This is a genomic window from Streptomyces sp. DF42, assembly GCF_058267695.1.
Map to the genome: position 1 here is coordinate 6,657,101 of NZ_CM177859.1, position 22,051 is coordinate 6,679,151.

The 22,051-nt window shown below is 70.0% G+C and carries 19 protein-coding genes and 1 pseudogene; 12 read left to right on the plus strand and 8 right to left on the minus strand.

Annotation, left to right across the window (positions count from 1 at the left end; genetic code table 11):
• The first annotated feature begins 26 nt into the window (after window positions 1-26).
• Genes ACYUED_RS30685 through ACYUED_RS30705 form a run of 5 tightly spaced genes read left to right on the plus strand, consistent with a single transcriptional unit; the run spans window position 27 to window position 4,527 of the window.
• The gene (locus tag ACYUED_RS30685; protein ID WP_491287250.1) at window positions 27-1,235 is read left to right on the plus strand and encodes a cytochrome P450; all 1,209 of its coding nucleotides are present in this window, start codon (window positions 27-29) and stop codon (window positions 1,233-1,235) included.
• On the plus strand, window positions 1,235-2,995 hold the full coding sequence (locus ACYUED_RS30690) for a fatty acyl-AMP ligase (protein ID WP_491287252.1): 1,761 nt from the start codon (window positions 1,235-1,237) through the stop codon (window positions 2,993-2,995). Before ACYUED_RS30685 ends, ACYUED_RS30690 begins: the two co-directional genes overlap by 1 nt.
• Entirely contained in the window at window positions 2,992-3,240 is a 249-nt protein-coding gene (locus ACYUED_RS30695) for an acyl carrier protein (RefSeq protein ID WP_266521714.1), read from the plus strand. Before ACYUED_RS30690 ends, ACYUED_RS30695 begins: the two co-directional genes overlap by 4 nt.
• A gap of 17 nt (window positions 3,241-3,257) precedes the next feature.
• Window positions 3,258-4,292, plus strand: coding sequence for a beta-ketoacyl-ACP synthase 3 (locus tag ACYUED_RS30700; RefSeq protein ID WP_491287254.1), 1,035 nt, complete (start codon window positions 3,258-3,260; stop codon window positions 4,290-4,292).
• Window positions 4,285-4,527 carry a hypothetical protein gene (locus tag ACYUED_RS30705; protein ID WP_491287256.1) on the plus strand — a complete coding sequence of 81 codons (243 nt, stop codon included), beginning with the start codon at window positions 4,285-4,287 and terminating at the stop codon, window positions 4,525-4,527. Before ACYUED_RS30700 ends, ACYUED_RS30705 begins: the two co-directional genes overlap by 8 nt.
• Before the next feature lie 87 nt (window positions 4,528-4,614).
• On the opposite strand, the gene pyk is transcribed toward ACYUED_RS30705, so the two are convergent.
• From pyk to pta, 3 genes are all read right to left on the minus strand, one after another.
• The gene (gene pyk / locus ACYUED_RS30710) at window positions 4,615-6,042 is read right to left on the minus strand and encodes a pyruvate kinase (RefSeq protein ID WP_491287258.1); all 1,428 of its coding nucleotides are present in this window, start codon (window positions 6,040-6,042) and stop codon (window positions 4,615-4,617) included.
• A 115-nt stretch (window positions 6,043-6,157) separates the two neighbouring features.
• Window positions 6,158-7,366 carry an acetate kinase gene (locus tag ACYUED_RS30715; protein WP_491287260.1) on the minus strand — a complete coding sequence of 403 codons (1,209 nt, stop codon included), beginning with the start codon at window positions 7,364-7,366 and terminating at the stop codon, window positions 6,158-6,160.
• Window positions 7,363-9,453 (minus strand): phosphate acetyltransferase, encoded by a 2,091-nt coding sequence (pta, locus tag ACYUED_RS30720; RefSeq protein ID WP_491287262.1) that lies wholly within the window; start codon window positions 9,451-9,453, stop codon window positions 7,363-7,365. Before pta ends, ACYUED_RS30715 begins: the two co-directional genes overlap by 4 nt.
• Window positions 9,454-9,719: 266 nt before the next feature.
• Here pta and ACYUED_RS30725 point away from each other — a divergent pair, with 266 nt between their 5' ends.
• The gene (locus ACYUED_RS30725) at window positions 9,720-10,745 is read left to right on the plus strand and encodes an ATP-dependent 6-phosphofructokinase (RefSeq protein WP_266521726.1); all 1,026 of its coding nucleotides are present in this window, start codon (window positions 9,720-9,722) and stop codon (window positions 10,743-10,745) included.
• 33 nt (window positions 10,746-10,778) lie between these two features.
• Here ACYUED_RS30725 and ACYUED_RS30730 read toward each other — a convergent pair whose 3' ends face one another.
• Window positions 10,779-11,510 (minus strand): helix-turn-helix domain-containing protein, encoded by a 732-nt coding sequence (locus ACYUED_RS30730; protein WP_491287264.1) that lies wholly within the window; start codon window positions 11,508-11,510, stop codon window positions 10,779-10,781.
• 168 nt (window positions 11,511-11,678) lie between these two features.
• Between ACYUED_RS30730 and ACYUED_RS30735 the strand changes: the two genes are divergently transcribed.
• On the plus strand, window positions 11,679-12,134 hold the full coding sequence (locus tag ACYUED_RS30735) for a PPOX class F420-dependent oxidoreductase (RefSeq protein WP_491287266.1): 456 nt from the start codon (window positions 11,679-11,681) through the stop codon (window positions 12,132-12,134).
• On the opposite strand, the pseudogene ACYUED_RS30740 reads toward ACYUED_RS30735, so the two are convergent.
• From ACYUED_RS30740 to ACYUED_RS30755, 4 genes and pseudogenes are all read right to left on the minus strand, one after another.
• Window positions 12,124-12,231 (minus strand): annotated as a pseudogene (locus ACYUED_RS30740) (carbohydrate ABC transporter permease); the annotation flags it as partial. The gene ACYUED_RS30735 and the pseudogene ACYUED_RS30740 overlap by 11 nt on opposite strands.
• Entirely contained in the window at window positions 12,232-12,957 is a 726-nt protein-coding gene (locus ACYUED_RS30745; protein WP_491287268.1) for a response regulator, read from the minus strand.
• Window positions 12,954-14,603 carry a sensor histidine kinase gene (locus ACYUED_RS30750; RefSeq protein ID WP_491287270.1) on the minus strand — a complete coding sequence of 550 codons (1,650 nt, stop codon included), beginning with the start codon at window positions 14,601-14,603 and terminating at the stop codon, window positions 12,954-12,956. The genes ACYUED_RS30745 and ACYUED_RS30750 overlap by 4 nt, the downstream gene beginning before the upstream one ends.
• A 65-nt stretch (window positions 14,604-14,668) precedes the next feature.
• On the minus strand, window positions 14,669-15,964 hold the full coding sequence (locus ACYUED_RS30755; RefSeq protein ID WP_491287272.1) for an RNA-guided endonuclease InsQ/TnpB family protein: 1,296 nt from the start codon (window positions 15,962-15,964) through the stop codon (window positions 14,669-14,671).
• Between the two features lie 203 nt (window positions 15,965-16,167).
• On the opposite strand from ACYUED_RS30755, the gene ACYUED_RS30760 reads away from it, so the two are divergent.
• The 5 genes from ACYUED_RS30760 to ACYUED_RS30780 all read left to right on the plus strand — a co-directional run bounded on the left by ACYUED_RS30760 (window position 16,168) and on the right by ACYUED_RS30780 (window position 21,937).
• Window positions 16,168-17,580, plus strand: a complete 1,413-nt coding sequence (locus ACYUED_RS30760; protein ID WP_491294509.1) for a cation:dicarboxylate symporter family transporter — start codon at window positions 16,168-16,170, stop codon at window positions 17,578-17,580.
• Between the two features lie 190 nt (window positions 17,581-17,770).
• Complete coding sequence (locus tag ACYUED_RS30765) at window positions 17,771-18,547, plus strand: DUF2127 domain-containing protein (RefSeq protein ID WP_491287275.1); 777 nt, start codon at window positions 17,771-17,773, stop codon at window positions 18,545-18,547.
• 296 nt (window positions 18,548-18,843) lie between these two features.
• On the plus strand, window positions 18,844-19,230 hold the full coding sequence (locus ACYUED_RS30770; RefSeq protein WP_491287277.1) for a MerR family transcriptional regulator: 387 nt from the start codon (window positions 18,844-18,846) through the stop codon (window positions 19,228-19,230).
• Window positions 19,227-19,559 (plus strand): thioredoxin family protein, encoded by a 333-nt coding sequence (locus ACYUED_RS30775; RefSeq protein WP_491287279.1) that lies wholly within the window; start codon window positions 19,227-19,229, stop codon window positions 19,557-19,559. The genes ACYUED_RS30770 and ACYUED_RS30775 overlap by 4 nt, the downstream gene beginning before the upstream one ends.
• A gap of 155 nt (window positions 19,560-19,714) precedes the next feature.
• On the plus strand, window positions 19,715-21,937 hold the full coding sequence (locus ACYUED_RS30780; protein WP_491294510.1) for a HelD family protein: 2,223 nt from the start codon (window positions 19,715-19,717) through the stop codon (window positions 21,935-21,937).
• Window positions 21,938-22,051 lie beyond the last annotated feature (114 nt).

The window sequence follows — 22,051 nt, forward strand, 5'->3', positions numbered from 1 at the left end:
GAGCACCCTCTGACAGGAGTTCACCGATGACGACCCTGGCCATCGATCTCACCAGCACCGAATACCGGCTCAACCCCTGGCCGCTGTACGCCAGGCTGCGCGACGAGGCCCCCGTCCACCATGTGCGCGGCGGCGCCGCGGACGGCTCGGACTTCTATGTGCTGAGCCGCTACGACGACGTCGCGCTCGCCCTGAAGGACAAGAGGCTGTTCTCGTCCCAGATCCGGCGGGACGACTACATGAACCTGCCGATGCTGGTCAACCGCGACGCCCCGGAGCACACCCGGCTGCGTCACATGGCCAACCGCGCGTTCAACGCCCGTCTGGTCCGCACGCTCGGCGACTGGGTGCAGACCCTCGTGGACGACCTGATGACCGAGGTGCTCTCGCACGACCGGGTGGAGTTCGTCGAGGCGTTCACCACCATGCTGCCCCTGCGTGTGGTCGGCGGCATGCTCGGCATCCCGCTCGACCGCAAGAAAGACCTGCGCCGCTGGTCGCAGGCGGTGATGGACAGTTTCGCGGTGGCCGCGGGCATGGATCCCGACGAGGCACCCGGGTTCTTCGAGGACCTGATGGAGTTCGGGAACTACATGGGCGATCTGGCCGCCGAGCGCAAGGGCAAGCCCAACCAGGAGGACATCCTGGGCGAGCTGGTCGTCCAGCACGAGGCGGGCGACCTGACCCGGGACGAACTGGTCACCATGGCCTGGTCGTTCGTCGCCGCAGGACACGAGACCACCATGAACCTGCTGGGCGGCGGCTTCCACATGCTGCTGAGCGACCCGGAGCTGGCCAAGCGGATGCTGGCCGCGCCCGAGCGCTCCGGCGACTTCGCCGAGGAGTATCTGCGGCTGAACAGCCCCACCCAGTGGCTGCTGCGCCGCGCCAAGGAGGACGTCGAACTGCACGGGTCCGTCATTCCCGAGGGCGCGCTGGTGCACGTACTGCTCGGCGCGGCCAACCGGGACCCGCGTCACTTCCCCGACCCCGACACCTTCGACCTGGACCGCCCCAACAGGGGCGACCACATGGCCTTCGGCGCGGGCCCGCACTTCTGCCCGGGCGCCGCCCTGTCCCGGCTGCTGGCCGACCGCGCCTTCCACGCCTACTACGACCACCTCGACCGGTTCTCCCTCGACCCCGAGGCACCGGCCCAGTACCGCACCCGGCAGGGGTCGTACGGCATCGCGCGGATGGACGTTCTGGTGACACCGACCACGGGGGACAAGTGATGACGACAGCGACCACCCTTCCCACGACCTCCGCGACGCCCCCCGATCCGGCGGCGGAGACGACCCTGGACCGGTTCCTGCACTACGCCGAACTCCGGCCCACCGCACCGGCGTTCACCTTCCTCGACGACGACGGCGAGGTGCAGCGGACGCTGTCCTACGGCGAGCTGGACGCGACGGCCCGCAGCATCGCCGCCGGCCTGCGGGCCAGGCTGTCGCGCGGGGAGCGGGCACTGCTGCTGCTGCCCGAGGGCCTGGACTTCGTCCCCGCGTTCTTCGGCTGTCTCCAGGCCGGCGTCATCGCCGTACCGGCGTACCCGCCGCTGCCGCTGCAGAACCGGCAGCGGATGGAGACCCTGAAGTCCATCGTCGACGACTGCCGGCCTGCCGCGGTGATCGTGGCCGTACCGCCGGAGATGCTGGACACGGTGCGCTCGGTGATGCCGGACCTGGCGGATCTGTGGTGGACCACCGTGGCGGAGCTGTCCGACGCCGAGGCCGCCGACGCCCCGGACGACCACCGCCCCGGGCCGGACGACATCGCCTTCCTGCAGTACACCTCCGGCTCCACGGCGATGCCCAAGGGCGTGACGGTCACCCACCGGGCGCTCGCCCACAACGAGGAGATGATCCGGGAGTCCTTCGGACACGACGAGGGACTCACCGGCGTGGGCTGGCTGCCGCTCTTCCACGACATGGGACTGATCGGCCACGTGGTGCAGCCGCTGTGGATGGGCGGCCACTCGATCCTGATGTCGCCGCTGACGTTCATCAGGCGGCCCGTGCGCTGGCTGCGGGCGATCTCCCAGTACCGGGCCACCACCAGCGGCGCACCCAACTTCGCGTACGACATGTGTGTCGCCCGCATTCGCGAGGAGGACTGCGAGGGCCTGGACCTGAGCAGCTGGAAGGTCGCCTACACGGGCGCCGAACCGGTGCGGGACCGTACCCTGCGCGCCTTCGCCGAACGCTTCGCCGCCCACGGCTTCGACTCCACCGCCGCCTACCCGTGCTACGGACTCGCGGAGGCGACCCTGCTGGTCACCGGTGCCCGGGTGGCGGCCGAGCCCGTCCGGCTCACCGTGGACGACGAGGCACTGGGCGCCGGGCGGGTACTGCCGGCCGACGTCGGGACGACGCTGGTCAGCAGCGGGATCACCCGCATGGACCGGGAAGTGGTCATCGTCGACCCGGACACCGCCGAACCGGTCGGGCCCGGCCGGGTGGGCGAGATCTGGATCGGCGGGCCGGACCTGCCCACCGGCTACTGGGGCAGGCCCGAGACCAGCGAGGAGGTCTTCGCAGCCAAGCCGGTCGGCGCCGGCGGCGGCCCCTACCTGCGCTCCGGCGACCTGGGCTTCCTGCACGACGGCGAGCTGTACGTCACCGGGCGCTGCAAGGACCTGATCATCGTCGGCGGCCGCAACCACTACCCCCAGGACCTCGAATTCACCGCGGAGCAGGCCCACTCCGCGCTGCGCACCGGCTGCTCCGCGGCGTTCGCGGTCGAGGACGGCGGAGCCGAACGCGCGGTGCTGGTCGCCGGCGCCGGGCAGGGCGCGGCCGGGACCGACGAGGCCGCAGCCGCCAAGCGCGCCGAGATCGCGCGCGTGGTGCGCACCGCGGTAGCCGCCGCGCACGGCATCACCCTCGACGACGTGGTGGTGGTCGGTCCCAACGCGGTGCCCAGGACATCCAGCGGCAAGGTGCAGCGTGGTGCCTGCCGGGCCGCCTACCTGCGAGGAGAGTACGCACAGTGAGCACGAAGACCCTGACCCGGCGGCAGGTGCGGAGCTGGCTGGTCGGCCGGGTCGCCGAGCATCTCAAGGTCGCTCCCGAGACCGTCTCCCCGCAGGCCGTCTTCAGCGAGCTGGGACTGTCCTCCGTCCAGGCGGTCGAACTCACCGCGGAGCTGGAGGACTTCAGCGGCCTGAAGATACCTCCCACGATGGTCTACGAGTACCCCACGATCGACGACGTCGCGGCGTACGTCGCCGGCCAGTGACGCGAGGAGACCCCGCCATGGCACTCAGTCCTGTCCCCGGGGCGCGGATCGCGGCTCTGGGGCACTATCTCCCGGCCACCGTGCTGTCCACCGAGGCCGCCGCCGAGCGGCTCACGGTGGACGCGGAGTGGATCGTGGCCCGCACCGGGATCCGGGAACGCCGGCTGGCGGACCCCGACGAGACGGTCGCCGACATGGCGACGAGTGCGGCACGTCACGCGCTCACCAAACTGTCCGCGGACCCCCGCCACGCCGACCCGGCGCAGGAGATCGACACGGTGATCGTGGCGACGTCCAGCGCGGAGTCCACCATGCCCACCACCGCGGCCCGGGTCGCCGCCCGGCTCGGGTTGGCGCAGCCGGCGGCGTTCGACCTCAACAACGCCTGCGCCGGGTTCTGCCACGCGCTGGCGGTCGCCGACGCGCTGATCCGGGCGGGCAGCAGTCGCGGCGCGCTGGTGATCGGCGCCGACAAGGCCAGCGCCTGGCTGGACTGGACGGACCGGGACACCGCGATCCTCTTCGCGGACGGTGCCGGCGCGGCCGTGGTGCTGCCGCACGAGCGCCGGGCCATCGGGCCGGTGCGGTGGGGCAGTGTGGGAGAGCGCGCGGACCTCATCGCCATCGACCCCGTCGACCGGGTGCTGCGCCAGGAAGGCCGGGCGGTCTACCGCTGGGCCACCGGGCTGGGCTCCACGGCCCGGGAGGCCTGCGACAGCGCCGGCGTCAAGCCGGGCGACCTGGCCGCCTTCGTCCCCCACCAGGCCAATCTGCGCATCGTCGACGCACTCGCCCGGCACCTGAAGCTGGACGGTGTCCCCGTCGCCACCGATGTCGTGGACACCGGCAACACCATGGCCGCGACGATCCCGATCGCCCTGTCCCGCATGACCAGCCGTCCGGGGGCCGAGGTACGGGGCAATGTGCTGCTGTTCGGCTTCGGCGCGGGGCTGGCGTACGCCGGACAGGTCGTCGACGTGAACCTGGCGTCGTCGTCCCCGGCGGCGGCGACCAGTGAGCCGGTCGCGGTGAGCGTGGGCCGCCGTGACTGAACTCCCGGCAGCCCGGCCGGACCGCACCGACGGCCGGCCCGCACCCCCGACGGAGGAGCAGCCCCCGGGGGGCCAGGACCAGCACGAACAGGCTCGGCACGAACAGGCTCGGCACGAACGGGCTCGGCACGAACAGGTTCAGTACGAACAGGTTCAGTACGACCACGCCGTCCTTCGGGCCCTCCTCACCTTCACCGGAGGTCTGGCCGGCCCCAGCAGCGCGAACCCGGGCTGAGAAGCGCGCGGAACACCGAGGGCGCCCCCTGTCGCAGGGGGCGCCCTCAACGCCGTACAGGAGCCGTCAAGGCCCTTGCCGGGTACGTCAGTTGCTGCCGCCGGCGATGTGGTGGACGCGGAGCATGTTGGTGGTGCCGGGGACGCCGGGGGGCGAGCCGGCGGTGATGATGACGATCTCGCCCGGGTTGAAGCGGTTGATCTTGGCGATCTCCTGGTCGACCATGTCGACCATCTCGTCCGTGGTGTTCACGAACGGCACGACGTGCGACTCCACACCCCAGCTGAGGGTCAGCTGGTTGCGGGTGTTCTCGTCGGTGGTGAAGGCGATGATCGGCTGCTGGGCGCGGTAGCGCGACAGACGGCGGGCGGTGTCGCCGGACTGGGTGAAGGCCACCAGGCCGCGGCCGCCGAGGAAGTCGGCGATCTCGCACGCGGCACGCGCGACCGAACCACCCTGCGTACGCGGCTTCTTGCCCGGCACCAGCGGCTGCAGGCCCTTGCTCATCAGCTCCTGCTCGGCCGCGACGACGATCTTCGACATCGTCTTCACGGTCTCGACCGGGTACGCGCCGACGGAGGACTCCGCCGACAGCATGACCGCGTCCGCGCCGTCCAGGATCGCGTTGGCGACGTCGGACGCCTCGGCGCGCGTGGGACGGGAGTTGGTGATCATCGACTCCATCATCTGGGTCGCCACGATCACCGGCTTGGCGTTGCGGCGGCACAGCTCGATGAGCCGCTTCTGCACCATCGGGACCTTCTCGAGCGGGTACTCGACGGCCAGGTCACCGCGCGCGACCATGACGGCGTCGAACGCCATCACGACGGCTTCCATGTTGTCCACCGCCTGCGGCTTCTCCACCTTGGCGATGACCGGGACGCGGCGCCCCTCCTCGTCCATCACCCGGTGGACGTCGTCCACGTCCTTGGCGTCGCGGACGAAGGACAGCGCGACCATGTCGCAGCCCATGCGCAGCGCGAAGCGGAGGTCCTCGACGTCCTTCTCGGACAGCGCCGGCACGTTGACGGCCGTACCGGGCAGGTTGATGCCCTTGTGGTCGGAGACGACACCGCCCTCGATGACGATCGTCTTCACCCGCGCGCCCTCGACGTCCAGGACCTTCAGCTCGACGTTGCCGTCGTTGATCAGGATCTGGTCGCCGCGGTCCACGTCACCGGGCAGGCCCTTGTACGTCGTGCCGCAGATGGACTTGTCGCCCGGGACGTCCTCGATCGTGATGACGAACTCGTCACCCCGCTCCAGCTCCACCGGACCCTCGGCGAAGGTCTCCAGCCGGATCTTCGGTCCCTGCAGGTCGGCGAGGACACCGATGGCCCGGCCGGTCTCCTTGGAGGCGGCCCGGACGCGGTCGTACCGCCCCTGGTGCTCGGCGTGGGTGCCGTGGCTGAAGTTGAACCTGGCCACGTTCATTCCGGCCTCGATCATCGAGACCAGCATTTCGTGGGAGTCGACCGCGGGGCCGAGAGTACAGACGATTTTCGAACGGCGCATGGGGCGATCCTATCGGTTTGTTTCGCCGCGGAATATTCCGTCTGGCGGAAGATACAAATGGGCGGGTCGGTGCTCAGCTGCGTTACCGCTCAGTCGCCGGCGGCGGCCCCGCATATCAATGCCGTCCGACCAGTGCGTAGGTCTGTGTGGCGATTTCCAGTTCTTCGTCGGTGGGCACCACGGCGACCTTCACCCGTGCGTCCTCGGGCGAGATCAGCCGCGGTTCGTCACCGCGTACGGCGTTCAGCGCGCCGTCCACCGCCAGGCCCAGGGTCTCCAGGCCCGCGACGGCCGCCTCCCGCACCGGCGCCGCGTTCTCGCCGACCCCGGCGGTGAACGCGATCGCGTCCACGGTGCCGAGTACGGCGTAATAGGCGCCGATGTACTTCTTCAGACGGTGAATGTAGATGTCGAAGGCGAGCTTCGCCTCTCCGTCGCCCTCGTCGACCCGGCGCCGTATCTCCCGCATGTCGTTGTCGCCGCACAGGCCGACCAGCCCGCTCTTCTTGTTGAGAAGAGTGTCGATTTCGTCGATGGACATTCCGCCAACTCGCGCCAAATGGAAGATGACGGCCGGATCCAGGTCTCCGGAGCGCGTACCCATCACGAGCCCCTCCAAAGGCGTCAGCCCCATCGAGGTGTCCACGCACCGGCCCTTCGCGACCGCCGAGGCCGAGGCTCCGTTGCCCAGGTGCAGCACGATCACGTTCGCCTCGGACGGGTCCTTGCCGAGCAGCTTCGCCGTCGCCCGGGACACATACGCGTGCGAGGTCCCGTGGAAGCCGTAGCGCCGGATGCGGTGCTCGTCGGCGGTGCGCACGTCGATCGCGTAGCGCGCGGCCGACTCCGGCATCGTGGTGTGGAAGGCGGTGTCGAAGACGGCGACCTGGGGCAGGTCGGGGCGCAGGGCCCGGGCCGTACGGATGCCGGTGAGGTTGGCCGGGTTGTGCAGGGGTGCCACCGGGATCAGCCGCTCGATCTCGGCGAGCACGGTCTCGTCGATCACGGTCGGCTCGGTGAAGGACTTCCCGCCGTGCACGACGCGGTGCCCGATCGCGGCGAGCTCGGGTGAGTCGAGCCCGAGACCGTCCCTGGCCAGCTCCTCCGACACGGTCTTCAGGGCGGCCTCGTGGTCGGCGACCCGGCCGCTGAACTCGCGGGTCCCGCCGCCGCTCGCGAGAGGCGTGTGCCTGATGCGCGAGGTCTCCTCACCGATCCGCTCGACGAGGCCCGCGGCCAGCCGGCGGCCGCCCTGCATGTCGAGCAGCTGGTACTTCACCGACGAGGAGCCGGAGTTGAGGACGAGGACGCGGGAGGGGCTCACTGTGCGGTCGCCTTCTCGTTCGAGTTCTGGGCCTGTATCGCCGTGATGGCGACGGTGTTGACGATGTCCGAGACCAGGGCGCCCCGGGACAGGTCGTTGACGGGCTTGCGCAGACCCTGCAGCACCGGACCGACCGCGATCGCCCCGGCCGAACGCTGCACGGCCTTGTAGGTGTTGTTGCCGGTGTTCAGGTCGGGGAAGATCAACACGCTTGCCTGGCCCGCGACTTCGGAGCCCGGCAGCTTGGTCTCGGCGACGGACGGCTCCACGGCGGCGTCGTACTGGATCGGCCCCTCGATCTTCAGGTCGGGGCGCCTGTCCCGCACCAGCTCGGTGGCCTCGCGCACCTTGTCGACGTCGGCACCCGAGCCGGACGTGCCCGTCGAGTACGACAGCATCGCGATCCGCGGCTCCACGCCGAACTGCTCGGCGGTGGCGGCAGACTGGATGGCGATGTCCGCCAACTGCTGTGCGTTCGGGTCGGGGTTCACGGCGCAGTCGCCGTACACGAGGACCTTGTCGGTCAGGCACATGAAGAAGACGGACGAGACGATGCCGGCGTCCGGCCTCGTCCTGATGATCTCGAAGGCGGGCCGGATCGTCGCGGCCGTGGAGTGCACGGACCCCGACACCATGCCGTCGGCCAGCCCCTCCTGGACCATCAGCGTGCCGAAGTAGTTCACGTCCGAGACGACGTCGTACGCCAGCTCGACGGTGACGCCCTTGTGGGCGCGCAGAACGGCGTACTTCTCGGCGAAGGAGTCGCGCAGCTCGCTGGTCGCGGGGTCGATCAACTGGCAGCCGCCCAGGTCGATGCCGAGGTCGGCGGCCTTCTTGCGGATCTGGTCGACCGGCCCGAGGAGGGTGAGATCGCAGACGCCACGACGCAGCAGAACCTCGGCGGCGTGCAGGACGCGGGGTTCGGTGCCCTCGGGGAGGACGACGCGGCGCCGGTCGGAGCGGGCCTGTTCGAGCAGCTTGTGCTCGAACATCATCGGGGTGAGGCGATCGCTGCTCGGGGCCGAGACGCGCAGGGTGAGGTCGCCGGTGTCGACGTACCGCTCGAAGAGCCCGAGCGCGGTCTCCGCCTTCCTCGGGGTGGCCGCGTTCAACTTCCCTTCCAGGGAGAAGAGTTCGGCCGCGGTAGGGAAGCTGGTGGTGGCCACCGACAGCACCGGGGTGCCCGGGGCGAGTCGGGCGGCGAGGGTGAGGATCCCGTCGCTGGGCACCTCGTTCAGGGTCAGCAGCACGCCGGCTATCGGCGGGGTGCCGGCGCTGTGCGCGGCCAGCGCGCCGACGACCAGGTCGGCACGGTCGCCGGGGGTGACGACCAGGCATCCGGGGGTGAGAGCGGCGAGGAAGTTCGGCAGCATCGCACCGCCGAACACGAAGTCGAGCGCGTCCCGGGCGAGACCCGCGTCGTCGCCCAGGAGCACCCTGGCGTCGAGCGCCTGGGAGATCTGGGCCACCGTGGGGGCGGAGAGCGCGGGCTCGTCGGGCACGACGTAACAGGGCACGGGCAGACGGGAGTCGAGCCTGCGCGCAATCTCGTCCCGGTCCTCCCGGGCCACCCGGTTGGTCACCATCGCCAGCACGTCGCAGCCCAGCCCCTCGTACGCCCGGTAGGCGTTGCGGGTCTCGGCGAGCACCGACTCCGCGAGCTGCCCACGGCCGCCCACCACCGGGATCACGGACGCGCCGAACTCGTTGGCGAGGCGGGCGTTGAGGGACAGTTCGTCGGGGAGCTGGGTGTCGGCGAAGTCGGTGCCGAGGACCAGCACCACCTGGTAGTCGCGCGCGACCAGGTGGAAGCGGTCGACGAGGGTCGACACCAGCTCGTCCGTGCCCTGCTCCGCCTGGAGGGCGGACGCCTCGTGGTAGTCCATGCCGTAGACCGTGGCCGGGTCCTGGGAGAGCCGGTAGCGGGCGCGCAGCAGCTCGAACAGGCGGTCAGGGCTGTGGTGGACGAGCGGCCGGAACACTCCGACCCGGTCGACCTGCCGGGTCAGGAGCTCCATGACCCCCAGCTCGACGACCTGCCGGCCGTCACCGCGGTCGATACCCGTCACGTACACGCTGCGCGTCACGCGTGCTCTCCGTTTCGTCTGTCGCTGCTTCGTCTGTCGCTGGGGTGTCGCCGGTACAAAAATCGCCCACCGAGGTGAGCAGAACCCTCTTGACAATACCCTCGCCGGTGGTTAAGGCGCCCGCCAGGATCGAGTGCCGGACCGATGGCCCGGCAGGGTGATTCAGGCCAGAGGGGGCGGAGGGGACGATGGGGACATCGTCCTTCGGGCCGTGAAACAATCGGATCGGCTCACCGGTACCGACACCGAGCAGGAGACACAGCACGATGCGCATCGGAGTTCTCACCGCCGGCGGCGACTGCCCTGGTCTGAACGCAGTGATCCGGTCGGTCGTGCACCGAGCGGTCGACCACTACGGCGACGAGGTCATCGGCTTCGAGGACGGCTACGCCGGTCTGCTCACCAGCCGCTACCGCAGTCTCGACCTGAACGCGGTCAGCGGCATCCTGGCCCGCGGCGGCACCATCCTCGGCTCCTCCCGCCTGGAGCGCGACCGGCTGCGCGAGGCCTGCGAGCGGGCCGAGGACATGGTCGAGGCGTTCGGCATCGACGCGCTGATCCCCATCGGCGGCGAGGGCACACTGACGGCGGCACGCATGCTGTCCGACGCCGGCCTGCCGGTGGTCGGCGTCCCGAAGACGATCGACAACGACATCTCCTCCACGGACCGCACCTTCGGCTTCGACACCGCGGTCGGTGTCGCCACGGAGGCGATGGACCGTCTCAAGACCACCGCCGAGTCCCATCAGCGCGTGATGGTCGTCGAGGTCATGGGCCGGCACGCGGGCTGGATCGCCCTGGAGTCCGGCATGGCCGCCGGCGCCCACGGCATCTGCCTGCCCGAGCGGCCCTTCGACCCGGCCGACCTCGTCAAGATGGTCGAGGAGCGCTTCGCCCGCGGCAAGAAGTTCGCCGTCGTGTGCGTGGCGGAGGGCGCCCACCCCGCCGAGGGCAGCATGGACTACGGCCACGGCGAGATCGACCAGTTCGGTCACGAGCGCTTCCAGGGCATCGGCACGGCACTGGCCTACGAGCTGGAGCGCCGGCTCGGCAAGGAGGCCAAGCCGGTCATTCTCGGCCATGTCCAGCGCGGTGGTGTCCCGACGGCGTACGACCGTGTCCTCGCCACCCGCTTCGGCTGGCACGCGGTGGAGGCGGCGCACCGGGGCGAGTTCGGCAGGATGACCGCGCTCAAGGGCACCGACATCGTGATGGTGCCCCTCGCGCAGGCGGTGACCGAGCTGAAGACGGTGCCCAAGGACCGGATGGACGAGGCGGAGTCGGTCTTCTAGTGCCTGCCGGGGTCGTGCCCCGGCAGGGACGCCTCACTCGGTGTTGTCCTGGACCGCGGCCCAGAAGTGGTCGACGATCCGGTCCAGGAAGTCCCGCCCCAGGTCGCTCGACTCGTTGGCGGCGGTTCCGTCGCCCCAGCTCAGCGAGGCGACCATCTGCCCCTGGTAGTCCTGGTGCAGCTGTTGGAGGGAGTCCACCAGCAGCCGCCGGTCCAGGGGCACCACTTTGCCGACCGGGCGGACGTAGGCCTGCCAGCGCGTACTCGCGGCACTGCGCAGCAGTTCGGTGAGCTTCTCCTCGCGCCCGGTGACGGTGATGAAGTCGGGGAGTGAGAGCCGGAGCAGCTCGGCGAGCGCGGCCGACTGACGGTCGTTGCCCCGCCAGTTGTTGTGCTCCTCCATGTGGAGATAGGCGAGGAGTTCGAGGCCGGCGCTGCGGGCGATGTCCTCGGGGGCCAGACCACGGGCGATGCGGTGTTCGCGCAGGGTGCGCGGCTTTCCGATGAGTTCACCGGGGGAGCACCACAACACGCCCGCGAGGGCGGCGAGTTCGGAGTCGGAGGGACTGAGCTGCCCGCGCTCCCAGGCGACGACGAGGTCCGGGGTGATGTGGGGGAGCCCGTAGGAGACGCGCAGGCCGTAGGCGACATGTTCGGGTCCCATGTCGAGGGCGGTACGCAGGCGGCGGGCGGACAGGGCGTTGAAGGGCGGCGGTGGCTGGGCGGGCTGATGCGGGCGGGTAGGGCGTTGGCGCACGGGCCACAAGCTAGGCGCACCGTGACGCGCTGACTACGGTCAGTTCGGCCAGGATCGCGGATTGTAGGAACGTACGGCTGGGGCGGTGCCAAGCGGCCGGCCGGAGATCGTCTGTCGAGCGGGCCGGGATGATCGCGAGGATGGACGCGGGCCGCCCGGGCGGGCGGCGGAGAGGGCGTGATCTTCGTGTACGAGGTGAACGGCAAGGTGGAGGGGCATATTCGCGAGCGTCTGCTGGCGCCGAACTTCTGGCACCTCGCGACGGTCGGCGCCGACGGTGCGCCGCAGGTCTCGCCCATGTGGGCGGACCTCGAAGGTGAGTACGTCATGGTCAACACGGCGATGGGACGGGTGAAGGAGCAGAACCTGCGGCTCAATCCAGGCGTTTCGCTGTCCCACCACGACCCCGGCAATCCCTACGACCGAGTGGAGATCCGGGGCCGGGTCGTGCGGTTCGTGGAGGGGGAGGAGGCGGAGCGGTCGATGGACCGGCTGACGAAGAAGTACATCGGCGAGGACCGGTATCCCTGGCTGCTGCCCGGGGAGCGGCGGGTGATGCTGCTGATCGAGCCGGTGCGGGTGCGCCGGGTGGTGGGCGTGGAGCCGTTCCGCCCGGGAGTGCTCAACCCTTGACCGCCCCGCCCAGCGCGAAACCACCCCCCAGCCGCCGGGCGATCAGCACGTACAGCAGGATCACGGGCGTCGAGCCGGTCAATGAGCGTGCCGCGATCTAACGTCCTCGCTCGTCACCCCGGTCGCCCCGTTCGCCACGAACCCACCGATACTGCAGCTCCGGGCGCCCCACGGTCCCGTACTGCGGATTGCGGGCCGCGCGCCCCGCGTCCACCAGATGCTCCAGATACCGCCGGGCCGTGATCCTGGAGATTCCCACCGCCTCCGCCAGCGCCGCGGCCGTCAGTCCCGCTCCGCAGTCCCGCAGCGCCACGGTCACCCGCTCCAGCGTCGGCGAGCTCAGTCCCTTGGGCAGCGCCGCGGGCGACGGCGCCCGAAGCGAGGCCAGCGCCCGGTCCACCTCGTCCTGTCCGCTCGCCTCACCCACCGCCGCGTGGAACTCCGCGTACCGCACCAGCCGGTCCCGCAGCGTCGCGAAGGTGAACGGCTTCAGCACGTACTGCACCACCCCCAGCGACACCCCCTCCCGCACCACGGTCAGATCCCGCGCCGACGTCACCGCGATCACGTCCGCGTGATGCCCGGCCGCCCTCAGCGACCGCGCGAACTGCAACCCGTGCACATCCGGCAGATGCAGATCCAGCAACAGCAGATCCACCGGCGTACGGTCCAGCAGACGCCGCGCCTCCGCCCCCGTGTGCGCCTTGCCCACGGCCACGAACCCCGGCACCCGGCCGACGTACATGACATGCGCGTCCGCGGCCACCGGATCGTCCTCCACGACCAGGACGCGGATGGGCTGGACGGGCTGCTCGGTCGTCATACGTCACCTCTCACCGTGGTGCGCGTGATCGTGCCGGCCGGGGCGGCGGCACTCAGGGGCAGCCGGGCCTCGAAGACCGCGCCGCCCTCCTGCCCCTCCGCCACCGTCAGCGTGCCCTCCTGCCGGGCCACCGCCTGTCGTACCAGGGCGAGGCCCAGACCGCGCCCGCCGGGGCCGGCCGGCTTCGTCGAGAACCCCCGTTGGAACACCAGCTCCGCATGGGCGGGATCCACGCCCGCGCCGCTGTCCGCGACCCGCATCACCAGCTCGGAGTCCTCCGCGTACGCCGTCACCGTGACCCGGGCGCCGACGCTGCCCTGGGCCGCGTCCACCGCGTTGTCGATCAGGTTGCCGAGGATCGTCACCAGGTCGCGGGCCGGAAGAGTCGGCGGGAGCAGGCCGTCGTCGAGGCGGCTGTCCTCCGACACCACCAGCTCCACGCCCCGCTCGTTGGCCTGCGCCGTCTTGCCGAGCAGCAGCGCCGCCAGCACCGGTTCGCTCACCGCCGCCACCACCTGGTCGGTCAGCGCCTGGGCGAGCTCCAGCTCGGCCGTCGCGAAGTCCACGGCCTCCGCGGCCCGGCCGAGCTCGATCAGGGACACCACCGTGTGCAGCCGGTTCGCCGCCTCGTGCGCCTGCGAGCGCAGGGCCTGGGTGAAGCCCCGCTCGGAGTCCAACTCGCCCATCAGCGACTGGAGTTCGGTGACATCGCGCAGAGTCACCACCGTCCCGCGCCGCTCCCCGCCGGACACCGGCGAGGTGTTCACCACCAGCACCCGGTCCGCCGTGAGATGCACCTCGTCCACCCGCGGCTCCGAGGCCAGCAGGGCACCCGTCAGAGGGGCGGGCAGACCCAGCTCCGCGACCGACCTGCCCACCACGTCCTCCTGGGACGGCACACCCAGCAGCTCCTGCGCCCCGTCGTTGGCCAGCGCCACCCGGTACTGTCCGTCCAGCATGAGCAGCCCCTCGCGCACGGCGTGCAGTGCGGCCTCGTGGTAGTCGTGCATGTGGCTGAGCTCGGCCGCGTTCATGCCGTGGGTGTGACGGCGCAGGCGGGCGTTGACCACGTAGGTACCGATCGCGCCCAGCGCGAGGGCGCCGGCCGCCACCCCGAGCAGCGCCGACACCTGGCTCTGCGCCTGCTTGCTGATCGCCTGCACCTTGATGCCGGCGCTGACGAGGCCGACGATCCGCGTGCCGTCGTGGACGGGTGTGACCGCCCGGACCGACGCCCCGAGCGTGCCGGTGTAGGTCTCGGTGAAGGACCTGCCGTGCAGCGCCGGCCCGATGGTGCCGACGAAGTGCTTACCGATCTCGTCCTGGTTCGGGTGGGTCCAGCGGATGCCCTTGGGGTTCATGATCGTCACGAAGTCGACGTCCGCGTCGCGCATCACCTTCAGCGCGTACGGCTGGAGCTGGGCGGTGGGGTCCGGGGTCTTGATCGCCGCGACCACGGACGGGGCGTCCGCGATCGAGCGGGACACCGCCATGGCCTGGCGGGCGGCCGCGTCCTCGGCCTGCTCCCGGTCGCTGTAGTAGCTGAACAGTGCATATCCGGCCACGAGCACCGCTATCAGCACAGCCTGCATGGCGAAGAGCTGGCCTGCCAGGCTGCGGGGTCTCGGGACGGGGGGGATGCGCATGGAACCAGTTTGCCTCGCCCCTGTTCGCTGCCCACCCCGCTGGTGCCCGTCCGTCTGCCCGCCACCTACGTGCCGGGATCGGCCACGCTCGTTTTGTTGTTTAAGCGTGAACTAATTGACCTCTCCCCGCTCTGGGAGGGGGAGTCTCCGACTCTGCGCCGCTGTCCGACGCTCCTTCGAAGCTTTCCTGCTTCAGTGCCGGCGGCCCGCCCGGAGGTTCTCCGTTGAGGTCTTACGCCGGCTCCACAGGCCGACACCGCCAGCCCGGCGGCCAGAACATTCTTCGCCGCGTTCTCGTCCCGGTCGTGGATCGCCCCGCATGCGGCGCAGGTCCATTCCCGGATGCTCAGCGGCAGTTTCGCGACCAGGTGGCCGCAGGCCGAGCAGGTCCTGCTCGACGGGTACCAGCGGTCGACGGCGATCGGTTCGCGGCTGTACCACTGGGCCTTGTACTCCAGCATGGAGCGCAGTTCGGCCCATGACGCGTCGGAGATCGCACGAGCAAGCGCGCGGTTCTTCAGCATGTTCCGGACTGCAAGGTCCTCGATCACGATCGTTTGGTTCTCACGAACGAGACGTGTGGACAGCTTGTGCAGGAAGTCCCGGCGCCGGTCGGCGACGCGGGCATGGATGCGGGCGACCCGGATGCGGGCCCGGTCGCGATTCCTGGAACCCTTTTTCTTGCGGGACAGCTCTCGTTGAGCACGGGCGAGCCGTGTTCGGTCCTTCTTCTCGAACTTCGGATTGATGATCTTTTCGCCGGTCGACAGGGTCATCAGCGCGGTGATGCCTGCGTCGATGCCCACTGCCGTGCCAGCGCGCGGGTGCGCCTTCACCGAAGCGTCCTCGCACAGCAGCGATACGAACCAGCGTCCCGCACTGTCCCGCGACACCGTCACCGTCGACGGGGTCTGTCCCTCGGGCAGAGGCCTGGACCACACGATGTCCAGCGGCTCCGGCATCTTCGCCAGGGTGAGACGACCGTCGCCGTAGGTGAATGCCGAGCGGGTGTATTCCGCGCTGTTGCGGGACTTCTTGCGGGACTTGAAGCGCGGATAGGCGGAGCGCTTCTCGAAGAAGTTGACGAAAGCGCCCTGCAGGTGCCGCAGCGCCTGTTGCAGCGGAACGGACGAGACATCGGCCAGGTAGGCGTACTCCTCGGTCTTCTTCCATTCGGTCAGCAGCGCTGATGTCTGGATGTAGTTGATACGGCGCCGCTCCGTGAACCAGGCGGCGGTGCGAGCCTGCAGGGCCAGGTTGTAGACCGTTCGTACACAACCGAACGTACGGGTCAGCTCGGCTGCCTGGGCGCCGCTCGGGTAGAAGCGGTACTTGAACGCCCGCTTCACGTGCTCGGTCATGCTCAAAAACTCAGTGTGTGAGGCCCAGTTGTTCACCCCGCGATGTACTAAATGAACGCAAGGGTGACCGCCCTCACAGGGCACGACATAGTCACCGCAGTGAGGGAGTGAGTGGAAGCAGGACATCAGGTTCCAGCCACCACTCCCGGCGCAGAGATCCACACCCCCATTCCCATCCCCCGGACGTGAGCCGCACGCCGGTGATGCCGACGAAGACGTCAAGGAGGGCAGCCGTGGCCGCCAGCACCCCCGATACGGCACCTGCCGCACCCGCTGGGAAGCGGGACCGCACCCACTATCTCTACATAGCCGTCATCGCAGCGGTGGCCCTCGGTATCGCCGTGGGTCTGATCTGGCCGAGCGTGGGCGTCGAGCTCAAGCCGCTCGGCACGGGCTTTGTGAACCTGATCAAGATGATGATCTCGCCGATCATCTTCTGCACGATCGTGATCGGCATCGGTTCTGTGCGCAAGGCCGCCAAGGTCGGCGCCGTCGGCGGTATCGCACTCGGCTACTTCGTGGTGATGTCCCTGGTCGCGCTGACCATCGGCCTGGTCGTCGGCAACATCCTGCACCCGGGCGACGGGCTGCACATCACCAACGCGATCAAGGCCACCGGGCACGACCAGGTGGACAGTGAGGCGCTGCCGCCGGTCGACTTCGTGCTGTCGATCATCCCGACGACCTTCATCTCGGCCTTCACCCAGCAGCAGGTGCTGCAGACCCTGCTGGTCGCCCTGCTCACCGGGTTCGCCCTGCAGGCCATGGGCTCGGCCGGGCAGCCGATCCTGCGCGGTGTGGAGCACCTCCAGAAGCTCGTCTTCCGCATCCTCGGCATGGTGATGTGGGCCGCCCCCATCGGCGCCTTCGGTGCCATCGCCGCCGTGACCGGCTCTGCGGGTCTGGGCGCGCTGAAGCAGTTGGCCATCCTGATGCTCGGCTTCTACGTCACCTGCTTCCTCTTCGTCTTCATCGTGCTCGGCGCCCTGCTGCGGATCGTCTCCGGGCTCAACATCTTCAGGCTCTTCCAGTACCTGGGCCGTGAGTTCCTGCTGATCCTGTCGACCTCCTCCTCCGAGTCCGCGCTGCCGCGCCTCATCGCGAAGATGGAGCACCTCGGTGTCAGCAAGTCGGTGGTCGGCATCACCGTTCCGACCGGCTACTCCTTCAATCTCGACGGCACCATGATCTACATGACCATGGCCTCGCTGTTCATCGCCGACGCCATGGGTACGCCGATGGCGATCGGCGAGCAGATCCCGCTGCTGCTCTTCCTGCTGCTGGCCTCCAAGGGCGCGGCGGGCGTCAGCGGCGCCGGCCTCGCGACCCTGGCCGGCGGTCTGCAGTCGCACAAGCCGGCCCTGGTGGACGGCGTCGGCCTGATCGTCGGCATCGACCGCTTCATGAGCGAGGCCCGCGCCCTGACGAACTTCGCGGGCAACTCCGTGGCCACGGTCCTGATCGGCACCTGGACCAAGGAGATCGACAAGGACCGCGTCAACCGGGTCCTCGCGGGTGAGCTGCCCTTCGACGAGACGACCCTCCTGGACGAGGAGGAGCGGCCGCTCGCCGAGGTGCCCGAGCAGGGCGGCGAGAAGGAACTCGCCAAGGCCTGAGCCCTTCAGCCCCCCGGGCGGCCGAAACTCCCCCCGTCGATCGGTCGCCCGGTCGAGAACGCCGAGCGGCCGGGTCCCTTCCCCGTGGACCCGGCCGCTCGGCGCGTTGATCCTCACCGACCTCTTACCTGCGTCCACTAGCGTGCCGCGCCGATCGTCAGGCGCGGCAAGCTGGGTGGAGGCACGGGGGATGAAGATCGACTGGGACCGGCGCACATGTGCCCGAAAGGGGCATGTCACCTATGCCCCGGACGACCTCCGGCTGCGGGAACGGCTGCACGCCGAGACCGCTCTCGGGGGCGTCTGGCGCTGTCTGCGCTGCGGCGACTTCGCGCTGGGCGAGCCGCACGGGTCGGGACCGGCGAGCGAGGCGCCCCTCGTGCCGCGCGGGAAGGTGCTGCGCGACCTGTTCATCCTGCGCTTCCTGGCGATCGAGCGGGCCGTGCGCGGCGTGTTCATCGTGCTGGTCGCGGCGGCGGTGTGGAAGTTCAGCAACAGCCAGGACTCGGTACGCAGCCTCTTCGACGAGTACCTGAACGTCTTCCGGCCCGTCTTCAGGCACTTCCACTACGACCTCGACCACTCACCGGTCGTCGGCAGCATCCAGAAGACCTTCGGCTACAAGCACTCCACGCTGCTGCTGGTGGCCGTACTGCTCCTCGCCTACGCCCTGATCGAGCTCGTCGAGGCGGTGGGCCTCTGGTACGCCAAACGCTGGGCGGAGTACCTCACGGTGGTCGCCACCGCCGCCTTCCTCCCGCTGGAGATCTACGAACTCACCGAGCACATCAGCTGGTTGAAGATCGGCACCCTGGTCCTCAACATCCTCGCCGTCCTCTACATCGCCCTCGCCAAGCGGCTGTTCGGGCTACGGGGCGGCCGCCGGGCCTTCGACGAGGAACGGCAGAGCGCGTCCCTCCTGGAGGTCGAGGAGTCGGCCGGAATGCCCGCCGCCCAGGGCGCCTAGGGCCGGTGGCGGAAGCGGCGCCGTCGCCCGAAGGGCGGCCGCGCGGCGTGCTTTGGGGGTCCCCCGGCCGGAGGCTGGGGGAGTGCCGCACGGGAGCCCTCGTACTGGGCGTACCCGGGCTTCGGGGCGGTGCGGCGAGTGGCTGCCGGGCCCGCGTCCCGGCCGTGCGCCCCGATGACGCTCACGCCGACCCTGACACCGAGACCCTGACACCGAGAGACCCTGACGCCGACCCTGGACGTCTGCCGTCGAGCGCTGTTGCCTTGACGTCGGCGTCAGGGATTACGTTCGTAGGCATGCGAATCGGCGAGCTGGCCGCACGGGCCGGGACCACGACGCGGACGCTGCGCTACTACGAGTCGCGCGGGCTGCTGCCCGCGCGGCGGGGCGACAACGGCTACCGGACCTATGACGAGAGCGACCTGAAGCTGCTCCTGCAGGTCAGGACGCTCCAGGACTTCGGGTTCGACCTGGAGGAGACGCGGCCGTTCGTGGAGTGTCTGCGTGCCGGGCACCCGGAGGGCGACTCCTGCCCCGCTTCGCTCGCGGTCTACCGGCGCAAGCTGGACGAACTCGACGCACTGATCGGGGAGTTGCAGGCGGTGCGGGCGAAGATCGGCGTGCGGCTGGCCACGGCCGAAGGAGAGTCACCGTTGTGCGAACTGGGAGGACGGGAACTGTGATCGGAGCAGCTGGTGTGGCCGCGGTGACGGACGCGGACTTCGAGACGGAGGTGATGCACAGTGATCTGCCGGTCCTCGTGGAGTTCACCGCCGACTGGTGTCCGCCGTGCCGGCAGATGGGACCGGTGCTCAGCGCCCTCGCCGCGGAGGAGGGGGAGCGGTTGAAGGTGGTCCAGCTCGATGTGGACACCAACCCGGAGACCACGAACGCGTACAGGGTCCTGTCGATGCCGACCTTCATGGTCTTCCGCGGTGGCCGGCCGGTGAAGTCGATGGTGGGCGCCAGGCCCGGGCGGCGGCTGCTGGAGGAGCTGGCGGACGTACTGTGACCTGACGCAATACAAAGAAATCCCCCGAGCAATTGCGCTCGGGGGATTTCTTTGCGTATATTCAATGATTCGCGACTTCGCGGCAATTGAGTCACGAAGAATTTCAGTGAGCACAGTCTATATGCGCGGGAGTGGAATTGTCAAACAGCGATGAAATTCGTGGTGAGCAGGAATTCATCGACGGGCTGTACGCGCGCGTGGACGCCCTGCGTGGGGACACCGAGGCCGGCGTCACGGACGCGCTGGCCCAGGGCAACACGCCCATGCAGGCCCGGCTGGAGCGGGACATCCTGGTCGCCGAGCGTTCGGGACTGCTCGCGGCACTGAACGCGGTGGACGGCTCGCTCTGCTTCGGCCGTATCGACCTCACCTCGGGCACGACCCACCACATCGGCCGTATCGGGCTGCGCGCGGACGACGAAGAGCGCACGCCGATCCTGATCGACTGGCGTGCCGACGTCGCCCGCCCTTTCTACCTGGCCACCGGGCACACCCCGATGGGGCTGCGCCGGCGCCGGCACCTCACCACCAGCGACCGTACGGTCACCTCCCTGCACGACGAGATCCTCGACCTGGGGGACCAGGAGAGGACCGGTCACGAGGACCCGACCGGCGACGCCGTGCTGCTGGCCGCGCTCAACTCGGCGCGCACCGGCCGCATGAGCGACATCGTGCAGACCATCCAGGCCGAGCAGGACGAGATCATCCGGGCACCGCACCGCGGAGTGCTCGTGGTCGAGGGCGGCCCCGGCACGGGCAAGACGGCCGTCGCACTGCACCGGGCCGCGTATCTGCTGTACGAACACCGGGAGCTGCTCGCCAAGCGGGCCGTTCTCATCGTCGGCCCCAACCCCGCGTTCCTCGGCTACATCGCGGAGGTGCTGCCCTCGCTCGGCGAGACGGGCGTGCTGCTCGCGACCGTCGGTGAGCTGTTCCCCGGCGTGAAGGCGAGGGCGACCGACACCCGTGCGGCGGCCGCGGTGAAGGGCCGTGCCGACATGGCGGACGCGCTCGCCGAGGCCGTACGCGACTGGCAGGCGCTGCCCGACCCGGTGATCGCGATCGAGCACGACCGCGAGATCCTGATGCTCGACGACGGCCTGGTGAAGATGGCCCGCGAGCGCACCCGTGCCGCGGACCTGCCGCACAACGTGGCCCGCGAGCACTTCGAGGGCCACATCCTCAACACGCTCACCGACATGGTCTCCGAACGCATCGGCACGGACCCCTTCGACGGTACGAACCTGCTGGACCCGAGCGACATCACGCAGATCCGTGACGAGCTCGCCGAGAACCCCGAGGTGTGGGCGGCCATCGACCAGCTGTGGCCGCGGCTGACCCCGCAGCGGCTGGTCGCGGACTTCCTCGCCGATCCCGTCGGCTATCTCCCCGACGAGGACGCGGCCGCCATCCGCCGCCCGGTGACACGGGCCTGGACGGTGGCGGACGTACCGCTGCTGGACGAGGCCGCCGAACTGCTCGGTGTGGACGACCGGGTACGGCGGGCGCGGGTGGAGCGCGAGCGGGAGACGCAGGTCGCCTATGCACAGGGCGTGCTCGACGTCTCGTACGCCTCGCGCACCTACGAGTTCGAGGACATCGACCAGGAGGACTCGGAGGTGCTGTCCGCGCACGACATCATCGACGCCGAGCGGTTCGCCGAGCGCCAGGAGGAGGACGACCACCGCAGCGCCGCCGAGCGCGCGGCGGCCGACCGGACCTGGGCGTTCGGGCACATCATCGTCGACGAGGCGCAGGAGCTGTCGCCGATGGCATGGCGGCTGCTCATGCGGCGCAGCCCGACCCGCTCGATGACCCTGGTCGGCGATCCCGCGCAGACCGCGGAGGCCGCGGGTGTCGGCTCCTGGGCGGGGATCCTCCAGCCGTACGTCGAGGACCGCTTCGAGCACACGCGGCTCGGCGTCAACTACCGCACCCCTGCCGAGATCATGGAGGTCGCGGCGGCGGTGGTGCGGGCCGAGCAGCCGGACTTCGAGCCGCCGAGTTCGGTGCGGTCCACCGGCGTCCGGCCATGGGCGCGTGCGACCGACGATCTGGCCGGCTCGGTGGCCAAGGCGGTGGAGGAGCTGACGCCTGCGGAGGGGCGGCTCGCGGTCATCGCGCCGCGGCATCTGCACCGGCGGCTGGCGGCGCGGCTGGACGGGGTGACGGTGGGGGCGGAGCCGGATCTGACGCGTGCGGTCGTTCTTCTTGATCCGCGTCAGTCGAAGGGGCTGGAGTTCGACTCGGTGCTGGTGGTGGAGCCGGGGCTGTACGGGACGAGCGATCTGTACGTGGCGCTGACCCGGGCCACTCAGCGGTTGGGGGTGCTGCACAGTCGGGCGTTGCCTGCGGCGCTGGCGGCTGCCTTCGCGTGAACTGGCAGGGTTCGCCCCCGCCGCCCCCTCGCGTCCCGAACCGGGGGCCGGCCCCCGCGCCCCCGCTCCTCGGACGCCGGAGGGGCCCGGTTGCCGGCGCCTCCGGCGTCCGAG

Coding starts and splice junctions, on each gene's coding strand:
- ACYUED_RS30725 (WP_266521726.1), top strand. CDS start 9,720: ATGCGCATCGGAGTTCTCACCGCCGGCGGCGACTGCCCTGGTCTGAAC.
- pyk (WP_491287258.1), bottom strand. CDS start 6,042: ATGCGCCGTTCGAAAATCGTCTGTACTCTCGGCCCCGCGGTCGACTCC.
- ACYUED_RS30765 (WP_491287275.1), top strand. CDS start 17,771: ATGAAGATCGACTGGGACCGGCGCACATGTGCCCGAAAGGGGCATGTC.
- ACYUED_RS30745 (WP_491287268.1), bottom strand. CDS start 12,957: ATGACGACCGAGCAGCCCGTCCAGCCCATCCGCGTCCTGGTCGTGGAG.
- ACYUED_RS30750 (WP_491287270.1), bottom strand. CDS start 14,603: ATGCGCATCCCCCCCGTCCCGAGACCCCGCAGCCTGGCAGGCCAGCTC.
- ACYUED_RS30685 (WP_491287250.1), top strand. CDS start 27: ATGACGACCCTGGCCATCGATCTCACCAGCACCGAATACCGGCTCAAC.
- ACYUED_RS30690 (WP_491287252.1), top strand. CDS start 1,235: ATGACGACAGCGACCACCCTTCCCACGACCTCCGCGACGCCCCCCGAT.
- ACYUED_RS30760 (WP_491294509.1), top strand. CDS start 16,168: ATGCCGACGAAGACGTCAAGGAGGGCAGCCGTGGCCGCCAGCACCCCC.
- ACYUED_RS30700 (WP_491287254.1), top strand. CDS start 3,258: ATGGCACTCAGTCCTGTCCCCGGGGCGCGGATCGCGGCTCTGGGGCAC.
- ACYUED_RS30770 (WP_491287277.1), top strand. CDS start 18,844: ATGCGAATCGGCGAGCTGGCCGCACGGGCCGGGACCACGACGCGGACG.
- ACYUED_RS30755 (WP_491287272.1), bottom strand. CDS start 15,964: ATGACCGAGCACGTGAAGCGGGCGTTCAAGTACCGCTTCTACCCGAGC.